General features: G+C 32.1%; 12 protein-coding genes. 1 reads left to right on the top strand and 11 read right to left on the bottom strand.

Annotated features, from left to right (window positions below; translation table 11 throughout):
- The first annotated feature begins 827 nt into the window (after nucleotides 1–827).
- On the top strand, nucleotides 828–1,277 hold the full coding sequence (locus ACTHPI_RS06350) for an ArpU family phage packaging/lysis transcriptional regulator (protein WP_445353327.1): 450 nt from the start codon (nucleotides 828–830) through the stop codon (nucleotides 1,275–1,277).
- Between the two features lie 350 nt (nucleotides 1,278–1,627).
- Here ACTHPI_RS06350 and ACTHPI_RS06345 read toward each other — a convergent pair whose 3' ends face one another.
- The 11 genes from ACTHPI_RS06345 to rnpM all read right to left on the bottom strand — a co-directional run bounded on the left by ACTHPI_RS06345 (nucleotide 1,628) and on the right by rnpM (nucleotide 11,568).
- Nucleotides 1,628–2,032 carry a DUF3021 family protein gene (locus ACTHPI_RS06345; RefSeq protein WP_445353326.1) on the bottom strand — a complete coding sequence of 135 codons (405 nt, stop codon included), beginning with the start codon at nucleotides 2,030–2,032 and terminating at the stop codon, nucleotides 1,628–1,630.
- On the bottom strand, nucleotides 2,033–2,485 hold the full coding sequence (locus tag ACTHPI_RS06340) for a LytTR family DNA-binding domain-containing protein (RefSeq protein ID WP_445353325.1): 453 nt from the start codon (nucleotides 2,483–2,485) through the stop codon (nucleotides 2,033–2,035).
- Nucleotides 2,460–3,338: an ABC transporter permease gene (locus ACTHPI_RS06335; protein ID WP_445353324.1), complete on the bottom strand. Its 879-nt coding sequence runs from the start codon at nucleotides 3,336–3,338 to the stop codon at nucleotides 2,460–2,462. Before ACTHPI_RS06335 ends, ACTHPI_RS06340 begins: the two co-directional genes overlap by 26 nt.
- A gap of 1 nt (nucleotide 3,339) precedes the next feature.
- Entirely contained in the window at nucleotides 3,340–4,149 is an 810-nt protein-coding gene (locus ACTHPI_RS06330) for an ABC transporter ATP-binding protein (RefSeq protein WP_445353323.1), read from the bottom strand.
- 107 nt (nucleotides 4,150–4,256) lie between these two features.
- Nucleotides 4,257–5,753: a ribosomal protection-like ABC-F family protein gene (gene abc-f, locus ACTHPI_RS06325; protein ID WP_445353322.1), complete on the bottom strand. Its 1,497-nt coding sequence runs from the start codon at nucleotides 5,751–5,753 to the stop codon at nucleotides 4,257–4,259.
- Between the two features lie 230 nt (nucleotides 5,754–5,983).
- Entirely contained in the window at nucleotides 5,984–6,922 is a 939-nt protein-coding gene (ribF, locus tag ACTHPI_RS06320) for a riboflavin biosynthesis protein RibF (protein WP_445353321.1), read from the bottom strand.
- 20 nt (nucleotides 6,923–6,942) lie between these two features.
- A complete protein-coding gene (truB, locus tag ACTHPI_RS06315) occupies nucleotides 6,943–7,836 on the bottom strand; it encodes a tRNA pseudouridine(55) synthase TruB (RefSeq protein WP_445353320.1) in 894 nt (297 codons plus the stop codon).
- Nucleotides 7,837–7,879: 43 nt separating this feature from the next.
- Nucleotides 7,880–8,245, bottom strand: a complete 366-nt coding sequence (locus tag ACTHPI_RS06310; RefSeq protein ID WP_445353319.1) for a ribosome-binding factor A — start codon at nucleotides 8,243–8,245, stop codon at nucleotides 7,880–7,882.
- A 23-nt stretch (nucleotides 8,246–8,268) separates the two neighbouring features.
- Nucleotides 8,269–10,953, bottom strand: a complete 2,685-nt coding sequence (infB, locus tag ACTHPI_RS06305; protein WP_445353318.1) for a translation initiation factor IF-2 — start codon at nucleotides 10,951–10,953, stop codon at nucleotides 8,269–8,271.
- Nucleotides 10,954–10,957: 4 nt separating this feature from the next.
- Nucleotides 10,958–11,269 carry a L7Ae/L30e/S12e/Gadd45 family ribosomal protein gene (locus tag ACTHPI_RS06300; RefSeq protein WP_445353317.1) on the bottom strand — a complete coding sequence of 104 codons (312 nt, stop codon included), beginning with the start codon at nucleotides 11,267–11,269 and terminating at the stop codon, nucleotides 10,958–10,960.
- A gap of 2 nt (nucleotides 11,270–11,271) precedes the next feature.
- A complete protein-coding gene (rnpM, locus tag ACTHPI_RS06295) occupies nucleotides 11,272–11,568 on the bottom strand; it encodes an RNase P modulator RnpM (RefSeq protein ID WP_445353316.1) in 297 nt (98 codons plus the stop codon).
- Nucleotides 11,569–11,578 lie beyond the last annotated feature (10 nt).

Raw genomic sequence — 11,578 nt, 5'->3', positions numbered from 1 at the left:
GTCCCAGTTGAGAAATCAAGCAAGCCATTAACGGCGCTTAATTTCACGGACTAGTTGAGTGATTGAGTCAACTAGAATGCTAATAGAGAGAACTAGAAAAATAGCTTTCATGTTGGCACACCTCCTTTCAAGCACCATTAAGCGCCTTGGATTGTGCTATTAGCACCTTAAATATTTTACCATTTAACTCAATTTATGCTATAATCTTTTTAGAGAATTAGAAGTGCTATCATGTTTGGCACACAAAAAGTCGGGCTGATTACCCGCATTAGCTAATGGGAGTGTACGTGGTTAACACGGCACTCTTTTTTTGTTGCCTTAATTTGAACTTTTATAGTGTCACACCCACACGCATGGAGCTAATAGTATCAGTCATTGATGCACCTTCTTTTTTCTATAGTCACACCCACACGCATGGAGCTAATAGCATTAAAATCCAAATAGTAATGATATGTGAGAAGTCACACCCACACGCATGGAGCTAATAGTGGCGTCACGAATCGTTACCCCATCAATTTTGTGTCACACCCACACGCATGGAGCTAATAGGCTTGAACACTCATTTCATAATTTTTGGAAATGCTAAGCCATTTTTAGGAAATGTTGCACCAGTAAGAGTTAACAGGATAGTAAAACCCACTTTACTAGGGTTCACATTTAAGTGACCCCTGTTTATAACAGTAGCAAAACAGATTGTTCTAAACTTTTTTGTTTTTACTTCTGCCAGTTGTGGCAGAAAAGCAATAAATAGCCCTGTCTGCCCTTTTTAGATATGCTAAGATAATATATACAATAAACATACAATTAAGCATAAGGAGCGGTACAAATTGGATAAAGTGGACGTTAGAAAAACAGTTAACAAGGTAAAAGAATTCTTTAAATATGACTATGAAAAATATGAGACACTAAGTAAATATTCCACCGACCTCAAAGGCGTAAATTATGATAATACCAAGGTTAATAGCTCTTTAAATACTGATAAAGTATCAGACTTATATATTAAGGCAATGCAAGCAAAAAATATTATAGATTGCGTAAAATCTGCAATAGAGAACTTGGTAGAACGCCCACGAAAGCCGTATAAAACTCTTATGACTTTACGCTATATGAAACACTATCTTATTTGGCAAGTTGGCAATAAGTTAGGCTATGGACTATCACAAACAAATGAAATACATAAGAAAGCACTAATAAATTTTGCTGATATATTCCTACTTGAACAAATGAAGCTAGGCGTGCCAGTTGATAAGATTCTAGATCTGCACGTATACAAGTAAAAAAATAAGTCTGACACCCTCAAAGAATGCCAGACTTACTAAAAAAGACGAACTAACCAAAATATGGTTAATCCGTCTTATTTTTATTGTATGAATATAGGCGCTAAGCCATGAATAGTAAAATCAAGAATTCTTATTTATTATATCACAACTTATTGCATTAAAAACTTTTGATTAACACAATACACACCCTAAAAATTTTGCTACCTTTTTTGTTACCTTTTTACCTAAAACTAGAATTAACTTGTAATAGCCACCAATGCCAAAATATTGATACTATAAGGATTTTAGCTAAACCTTGTTTTTATATTTTCCTATCTTCATTAAGTCAAGACGAGTGCTAACTTATTTCAGATTTTAGTATTTTTTCTTCTTTTCTTAATTTGGATGTTAATATGATTTACTTCTCTAATTCTAATAATTTCTTCAATTACCCAAATAACAATATAAGATAAAACGAATATCATTATTGTAATCATATTTATGTACCAATGGTTAATTATCATCATCAAAATATATAAACTAACAGTAGCAACAGCATGAATAACCATAGCTAATAAAAATGGTATATCTAACTTAAAAAGCCATGTTAGCTCTCCAATTAAGCCACTAATTATCAAAACACTTAATACACTACACTTAGAAACAGAAATATTAACGTTGTTATATGCAAAACCGAGAATCAATAAATAAATGATTGCTCCAAAACCCATCCCTGTAACAAAATTTCTAATACTTCTTTGCAATACCTTCATTTATAATCCCAACTTCTTTTCCAAATCTCTCAAATATCGTCTTGAAACTTCTGTTTTATAACCATAATCTAGCTTTGCAACCATATTTCCTGCAAATCCGGCTTCTAAACTCTCTAAGTAATTAATATTAACTATTGCATGTCTAGAAATTTGAACAAAATCCATATTCAATTTATTAAATACCTGATACAATCTTCCCTTAGTTTTAATAGTTTCTTCGGGCAAATAATATGTTAATTCTGTACCCTGTACCTCAATTTTAATAATATTTTTTATTTTTATAGTAACGATTCTATCTTCAGATTTAACTGGTAACAATTTTTTACTTTTTTGTTTAAATTTTTGAATAAAAGAAATAAGGCTGTCAACCTCTTCATTTTCAAGGCAAGCCTTAACTTCTACTACTATTTCCTTTTCTCTTAAACTTCTATCTTCTAGAAAATCGACTTTCACTATTCGTCTTCCTTCTTTGACTTAAATAAATTATGCTACTTAAAATAATAACTAAAATCAAAATCATAACTATCATTACAATTGCATTATCTAAATTAGTTAATTGATGATTTTCAATCCTAAAATGAATACCTAAATATTCAATCATTGATTGACGCATCCCTACCGGTAACTTTTCACTTAGTTTATTCAAAAATAAGCTACGCAGACTGGCTGCTTCATAACTACTTGGTATTAATTTTACCATATTCTGTGCCCACTTATTTAAAGTGCCATAAGGCATATAAGTTGCAATCATAAATCCTGCTGCAGCACCTAAGATTGCTGACAACCGACTAAAAGTAGTTGAAGAATGAATAAATAGAACTAAAACCAAATTTACAAAAGTTGAAGCTACTGCTCCTAATATAATAAATCCAATTCCTGGTAAAATTACTGATTTAGGAATATTAACTTGATTAACTATTTTAAAATATATTCCCATTATTATCCAAGTAAAAAATTGCATAAAAAAGCTAATAAAACTCGCAGACAAAAGATAACTTAAATATTGCTTCATTATTGGAATATCCGTTAACGTAAAATCATCAAATTTTTGACTTTCTTTATCTTTAACCAATTGTCCTAGTGCTTGAAATGAAGTAGTAATACCTCCAATAGTAATAATTCCTGCCATCATCCACAAATCAAGTAATTTAGTTGCATCGGCTACATTTTTCCAAGAAGAAACTAAATTTTCCTGAAGAAAACCAATATAAATAAAAAATGCAATTAATGCTCCAAGACATGACATTATCACGCCTGAAATATTAGAAAAATATATTTTAATATTTCGTTTAATAAATGCAAACATTTTATTTGATCTCCTTACCAGTAATATTTATAAATGCATCATCAATTGAGCCATGCTGATATTCAAACTCTTCAACCTGTTTTTTATGCTGAGTTAGCCAATCAAATGCCTCTTTATCAGACAGTCCTTTCAACACATTTACATCATTTTGACTCGTTACTCTTAACTCAGTAGAAGTATATTTTTCTTTAATTTCAGTAGCTGAACCCGAAGCTAAGATTTTTCCATTTTCTAAAATATACATTTGATCTGCGTTTTCCGCTTCTTCTAAATAGTGCGTTGTTAAGAAAATGGCTAGATGTTCATCCTTACGTAATTTCTCAAGTAAATTCCAAATAACTTGTCTAGTTTGCAAATCTAACCCAGTCGTAGGCTCATCTAAAAATAATACATCTGGTTTGTTTATCAATGCTCGAGCAATATCTACTCGTCGTCTTTGACCTCCTGAAAGCATACCATATTTCTGATTTAAAAAGTTTTTAATTCCAATCAGTTCAATCAATTTATTTAACCAATCTTTAGAATATTCGGAATACATTTTTGCGCGTAAAAATAAGTTATCTTTAACTGTCAAGCTTTCATCTAAAACACTATCTTGAAATACTACTCCTATTTTCAAATTTTTCTTCATTTTAATTATTCCAGCAGTTGGAGCAAGCATCCCTGTCAAAATATTGATAGTTGTTGATTTACCAGCTCCGTTAGTTCCAAGATATGCAAGAAGTTGCCCCTCATTGATTTTTAAGTTCACATTACTTAATGCAAACTTCTCACCATACTTTTTAGTCAAATTTTGAACTTCAATCAACATAAAAATCCTCTCCTTTCGATTCATAAATAGAATACTAAGAAGAGGATTTTTTGTATTACCTTTTAACACAAACGGTTCTTTAAGTAACATAAGTTGCAAAAATTAACCTATAAATTTATCTGTTCATCAGCTACTTGCTCAATAAAGTGTTTATCATGCTCAATTAAAAGCATTGTAGGTTTAACAGTTTTAAGTAAATCAATTAATTGATTTTGATTATAAATATCAAGATAATTTGCAGGTTCATCCCAAATATAAAGATTTGCTTCTTCTACAAGAGATTTTGCAATTGCAACTCGCTTTTGTTGCCCCATACTCATATCTTCAATTGGATTATTAAAAGTCTCTCTTTTAAACCCCATCTTTCGCAAATTATTTAATAATTTTTCGTATGAAATTTTTTGTTCTTGTGCAAAATCCTTCAAATTACCATGATATTCATTAAAATTTTGTGGTAAATAAGATATTTTTAAGCCCGATTGAATTATGGCTTTTCCACTTGTTTTAATTTGCTGATTTTTACCTAATAAATAATTTACTAAAGTTGTTTTTCCTGATCCATTTTTTCCTTGAAGTGCAAGTATTTCTTTATTTGAAATACTTAAGTTTAAATTATCAAATAGATTAGTTCCATCATCAAACTTGATACCAAATTTTTGTAAATTGATTAACTCATGATGATAATCGGGAACAAAATTCATTATTAATTCTGGTGCATGCTCAATATTTTGCAAAAGTCCCACTTTTGAATCAATATTTTTATTAACACGCCTTTCAATATTTTTAGATTTTTTCATTACTTTAGCAGCTTTATGACTAACAAATCCACGGTCAATATTTACATGAATTTCATTTTTATGACTAGCAGCAGACTTTTGTTTTTCAGATTTTTCAGAAAATTGCTTAACTCGTTGTGCACTTTTAGTTAACGAATTAATTTCTTTTTGCAATTTAGCATTTTTATTTTGATTAAAGGCATCCCTTTTTTCTTTCGTATCTTCATAACTATAATAATCACCCTGATATAAGTGAATTTCAGTATTTTCGATTGCCAAAATATGATTTGTAACTTGGTTTAAAAAATCTCGATCATGGCTAACAACTATATATCCAGATTTACTATTTTTTAAATATTGCGCAATTTCCTTGCGACTATTCTCATCCAAATGATTAGTTGGTTCATCAATCAGTGGAAAACTATTTTGATCTGCAAAACTCGCTGCTAACAATAACTTTGTCTTTTCTCCTCCACTCAACGTATTATATGGCTGCCACAAATGACTAGAATCAAGACCTAATAAATTCATTTCTCGTTCAAATTTCCATTGTTCTACATTTATTTCTTTTTGTAGTTCATAAATAGCTAAATTATTTTCATCTTCTATTTTAATTGGAAAATATGAAAAACTATTTTTAGTTTCAATTTGTTTATTAGTTCCTAACTTTCCTCTTAATAAGTTTAAAAAAGTAGTTTTACCAGCTCCATTTCTTCCAACTAATCCTAATTTCCAGCTACTATCTAAGTTTAGATTTAAATTAGAAAAAATTTCACTATTACTGTTTTCATAACCATATGATAAGTTAGTAATTTTTATAATACTCACAATAATCACCTCAATAAGCAAGGAGATTTGTACATAACAGTGGAAATTTAAATACACAAAAAGAAGGGCACCAAAGATCCACAATTTTCTAAAAAGCGCACAAAATCTCCGTTAATCAACGAATTTCAACTTACACTTATTAGAAAATTAATGAACGCAATGGCGACCCTTCTTTCTTAAACGTAAAATAATATTATATGCAGTATAACACATATACTACATTTTGCAAATTAATTTTTTATTTGTTTAAAATATTCCTTTATTTCTTGCTCATCAAGTTCTAGCTGCGTTTGTAATTCATCTAAACTATCAAACTTGATTTCTCCACGAGTATAATGATACCACTTAATAGTCATCTTCTCGCCATAAGCTTCTTTATCAAAATCAAACAAGTGGGATTCAATATAAATTTTCTTTTCTTGATTAATTGTTATATTATATCCCACACTTGTCATTGAGTTATACCATTTATCATCAATCTTAGTTTTAGTAGCATATACGCCGATTTTAGGAATAACTTTTTTATCTTCCCAAACTAAATTAGCAGTTGGAAAGCCTAGCTTATGACCATTTCTCTTACCATGACCAATTGTACCACTCATTATATAGTGGTGCCCCAGCAACTCATAAGCTAATTCCATTTCACCATTTTTAATAGCTTTTCGAATTTCAGTTGAACCAATTTTCTTTCCACCAAATGTTTGTTTAGGCACCTTCAAAATATCAAACCTCCCCTTAGCAAAAATTGGCAAATTTGACATATTAGAAATATCCTTAGGTCCATAAGTATAGTCAAATCCAGCTACAACAATTTTAGCATTTAACTTCATAATAACTTCATCCACAAACTGTTGTCCTGAAATTTCACTAAATTCTTTCGTAAATGGAGCTACAATTAAATAATCTACTCCCAATTTTTCCATTTTATGAGCTTTTTCTGCAATTGTGTCAATATATTCAAAATTATGCTTCTTGGCATAAACTTCTCTTGGATGATGATCAAAAGTCATTACTACTACAGGAAGATTTTGAATTTTTGCGACTTTTTTAGCTTCATTAATCAAATGTTGATGTCCAAGATGAACTCCATCAAAGAAACCTAAAACTAACACTATTTTACTTGGAATAATATCTTTTTTAACTGGATAAGTTAAATGGATGACTTGCACAATAATTTCCTTCGTTTCACTTATTCATTTTGTAGGAGCATTAACTTTGGTCGATACCCCTTAGCAGTTTTTTGATAAATTGCCTTAACTCTACCATTGTATCTTAATGCTACACTTTTTGCATCCGTTTTCAAAGAGATAAGTGCTCCATTTTTTACTTTTAACCATTTTCCTTCATTTAAATCAATAGTCTCATAATCTTTAAAAAAGGCATCGATTGGTTGAATTAATTCAGCTGCTTTTTCTGGATTCTTAATTATCTCATCAAGTTTAACTGCTTGACTAATGTCAAACCCAGAACTAGCTACTCTTCTTAAATGAGTCATTACAGCTGGCGTATTCATTTTTTCACCTAAATCATTAACTAAACTTCTGACATACGTTCCTTTTGAACATTCGATTTGAAAACTAAAACTTTCTTCACCCTTTTCAGAATCAAATTCAGGCTTTCTAGTTAAATCATACTTATAGACTTCTACTTCACGCTTAGGTCGCTCTACTTCAATTCCTTCCCGCGCGTATTCATATAAATGCTTACCATTAACTTTGACTGCAGAGTAAATTGGTGGAACTTGTGTAATGGTTCCTTTAAAGGAATGCATCTTATCTTGAATTTCTGAAGCAGAAAAAGCTTCTGTTAATTTTTTCTCTTCTAAAACTTTCCCTTCAGTGTCATAACTATCAGTTCTATAACCAAAGAGTCCAGATCCAATATATGCTTTAGGACGAGTATGCATCATTTCTATCAACTTAGTAGCTTGTCCAATCGCAATTGGTAATACTCCTGTAACTTCTGGATCTAAAGTTCCAGCATGACCGATTTTTCTGATATGGAGAGCTTTTCTAAGATGGTAAACAACATCTGCACTAGTCATTCCACTATCCTTATCAATTACTAAAATTCCATTAAGCATATTATTTCTCCTTATGAAAAAAGACGCTTCTCAGCGTCTTTTTTTATTTATCGTTTCTTTCAGCGTCCTGTTTTCTAACTTCCGCAATTAAACGATCAATTTTACTACCATATTTAACTGAGTTATCTCGCTTAAAAATAAGTTCTGGCACTTTATATACTGTCAAAACTTGACCAAGTAAATGACGCATTACACCTTTAGCTTTATCTAATGCTTCACTTACTTCTTTTTCCTTTTCAGGATCTTCACTTAATAAACTATAGTAAACAGTTGCATATGATAAATCATTAGTACATTCAACTGCAGTGATAGTAACATCACTTAAACGAGGATCGCGAATATCTTTTCGTAAGATCTTTGTTAATTCGCGGAGGATTTCTCCTTCAACACGACCAATTCTATGTTTCATGTTTTCCTCCTAATTATCTAAACCTATTCAGGTTTAACTTCTTGCATTTCATAAGCTTCAAGTTGATCGTCAAGCTTAATATCGTTGAAGTTTTCAATAGTTAAACCACAATCAAATCCAGCTTTGACTTCCTTAACATCATCCTTGAATCTCTTAAGAGATGCAACTTTACCATCATAAACTACTACACCATCACGAATTACACGGATACCAGAATCACGAGTTACATAACCTGAATCAACGAATGCACCTGCAATGGTACCAACCTTAGAAACTTTCCAAGTTTCACGAACAGTTAAGTTACCTGTAACTTTTTCTTCGTAAGTTGGTTCGAGCATACCCTTCATAGCTGCTGTTACGTCATCAATAGCCTTGTAAATAATACTGTAAAGACGAATATCTACACCTTCACTATCAGCTTGAGACTTAGCAGTAGCAGTTGGTCTTACGTTAAATCCAATAATGAAACCATTAGATGCACCAGCTAAAGTAACATCACTTTCATTAATTGCACCTACACCTGAGTGAATAATATTTACACGTACGCCTTCAACATCAATCTTTTCAAGTGATTGTTGCAAAGCTTCAACTGAACCTTGAACATCAGCCTTAAGAACGATTTCAACTTCCTTCATGTTTTCCTTCTTCATAGTATCGAAGAGGTTATCCAAAGTAATATGTTGAACGTTTTCACGAGACTTTTGCAAAGCTTGTTGTGCTCTAGCTTCACCAACACTTCTTGCAGTCTTTTCATCCTTAAATTCTACTAATTTGTCAGCAGATTCAGGAACATCATTTAATCCAGTAATTTCAACAGGTTCTGATGGAGTTGCTTTCTTAACTTGACGACCACGATCATTAGTCATAGTACGTACACGACCAAAAGTGTCACCAACTACAATTGGATCACCAACATTCAAAGTACCTTGTTGAATCAATACGTCGGCAACAGGTCCACGTCCACGAGATAAACGAGCTTCAATTACAGTACCAATAGCCATTTCAGTAGGATTTGCCTTAAGTTCCATCACATCTGATTGAAGTAAAATCATTTGAAGTAAGTCATCAACATTTTTACCAGTTTTGGCTGAAATATTAACGAAGATAGTGTCACCACCGTAATCTTCTGGAATTAAGTTATATTTCATTAATTCTTCAGTTACGTGTTGTGGATTTGCACCTGGCTTATCCATCTTGTTAATTGCAACAATAATTGGAACACCAGCACTTTTAGCATGGTCAATTGCTTCTACAGTCTGTGGCATAACACCATCATCAGCTGCAACAACCAAAACAACAATATCAGTAATTTCTGCCCCACGCGCACGCATGTTAGAAAAGGCAGCGTGTCCTGGCGTATCAAGGAATGTAATCAAACGGTCGTCAAGACGAACTTGATAAGCACCAATCTTTTGAGTAATACCTCCAGCTTCATGAGCTGACACATGGGTATGACGCAAACGATCAAGCAAAGTAGTCTTACCATGGTCAACGTGTCCCATGATTGTAACTACTGGTGGACGCTTAACTTGATTTGTAGATGCTTTTGACGCTTCCATTCTATCATTGTAAAGCTTATCAATATCTGAAATATCTTCATGAACTTTTTCTTCAGCATTAATACCATATTCAGCTGCTAGAAGTTCAATAGTATCCTTATCAAGAGATTGATTTTGATTAGTCATAATACCAAGCATGAAGAGCTTTTTAACAATTTCAGCTGGTTCACGGTGAAGTAACTTACCTAAGTCTTGAGCATTCATACCTTCATCATACATTAATGTTTCTGGTAATGGGCGTTCTTTTCTTTGAGTAGGTTGCTTCTTTGGAGCTTGTTCATGTTGACGCTTCTTATTCTTACGTCTGCGACGTTCTTGGCGATCTGAATGATCACTATGGTTATTAAAGAATTGATTCTTACCCTTGCGTCCTGGCTTACCAGTATTTCTACCATGACCATTGCCGCGCTTATTATCTTTAGGAGCTTCAGTGGTTAATTCAACTTTAGGAATACTGGTGTTAGGACGAGTATTATTTCTAGAATTTCTATTTGAACCTCTATTAGAATTGTTATTTCTATTTGAAGCTGGTTTATTATCACCTTGATTTTGCTTAAGTCTAGCAGGTGATGGCTTTAAAATCTTAGGTCCAATAACCTTTTTTGTCTTCTCAGCCTTAGGAGTTACCTTAGCTGCATTCGTCTTATTATTTTTCTTGGGTTGAGTGTCTTTATTTGGATTTTTCAATTGTTCGTGATATTCTTTTTTCATTTTCTGTGCTTGTTCATTTAATGAACTTTCTTCAGCACGTTGCTTCTGTTTAAACTGCTTAAGTAAATCGCGAGCTGCCGGTTTAGAATTGCGATTTTTATGGTTATTTGTTTGACCATTATCGTGATTTTGACTGCGGCGATTATTACGTCTTCTATTATTTTGATGATTAGAATTATTATTATTTTCAGTCTTCTTTTCATTTTTACGAATCGAAGAAACTGAAACTTTTATTTTGCTGTTCTTATTAGAAGACTTCTCTTGCTTCTTAGCGGGAGCGGAGTTCTGAAAACTGCCTTTTAATTGATTCGCTTGGGAATCCTCTATTGATGACATATGATTCTTTACATCAAAGCCGAGGTCCTTCGCTTTATCAACCACAACTTTATTATCGATGCCTAATTCTTTTGCGACTTCATAAATTCGTTTTTTAGTCATCTAATCACACTCCTTCATTAATCTTTTTAGCTAATGCTTTATAAAAACCAGCATCAGTTAAAGCTATTACTTTACGTTTTTTACCTATAGCATCAGAAAGTTCTTCATAACTAAAAGCCCTAACTATAGGAATATTTTTAGCATTTGCTGCTCGAATAACTTTTTCAGCTGTATTTTTTTGAACATCATTAGCTAAAATTACTGCTACAACTTTACTTTTTTTGATTGAGCCAATAACGGTCTCAGTTCCTGTAATAAGTTTGCGAGCACGTTCAGCTAAACCAAGTAAATTTATTGCTTTTTGTTTATTCTGCAATCTTATTTATCACCAAATAATTCTTTTCTAGCCTTTTGATGATCAACATAAGAATAGAGTTCTTCATAAAAACTTTCAGGAACTGCTGTTCCTAAACTTTTTTCTAAAGCACGCTTTTCCTTAGCTGCTTCAATCTTGGCAGGATCAAGGGATACATATGCACCACGACCCGGCTTTTTCCCTGTTGGATCAACAGAAATATTCTTTTCTTTATCAATGACAACCCGAACTAATTCCTTTTTAGGTTGCATTGTATTTGTAAGCAGGTCTTTGCGCATTGGAATTTTTCTTTTTTTCAAAAAGATCACC

Source organism: Lactobacillus sp. PSON (assembly GCF_052615405.1).
Note: the sequence above shows the minus strand (reverse complement) of the source record. Positions and strands in the feature narration are given on the sequence as shown.

What these genes read in the sequence shown, in the direction of transcription:
- truB (WP_445353320.1), bottom strand. Translation starts at nt 7,836, where the DNA reads ATGCTTAATGGAATTTTAGTAATTGATAAGGATAGTGGAATGACTAGT.
- ACTHPI_RS06335 (WP_445353324.1), bottom strand. Translation starts at nt 3,338, where the DNA reads ATGTTTGCATTTATTAAACGAAATATTAAAATATATTTTTCTAATATT.
- infB (WP_445353318.1), bottom strand. Translation starts at nt 10,953, where the DNA reads ATGACTAAAAAACGAATTTATGAAGTCGCAAAAGAATTAGGCATCGAT.
- ACTHPI_RS06345 (WP_445353326.1), bottom strand. Translation starts at nt 2,032, where the DNA reads ATGAAGGTATTGCAAAGAAGTATTAGAAATTTTGTTACAGGGATGGGT.
- ACTHPI_RS06330 (WP_445353323.1), bottom strand. Translation starts at nt 4,149, where the DNA reads ATGTTGATTGAAGTTCAAAATTTGACTAAAAAGTATGGTGAGAAGTTT.
- ACTHPI_RS06310 (WP_445353319.1), bottom strand. Translation starts at nt 8,245, where the DNA reads ATGAAACATAGAATTGGTCGTGTTGAAGGAGAAATCCTCCGCGAATTA.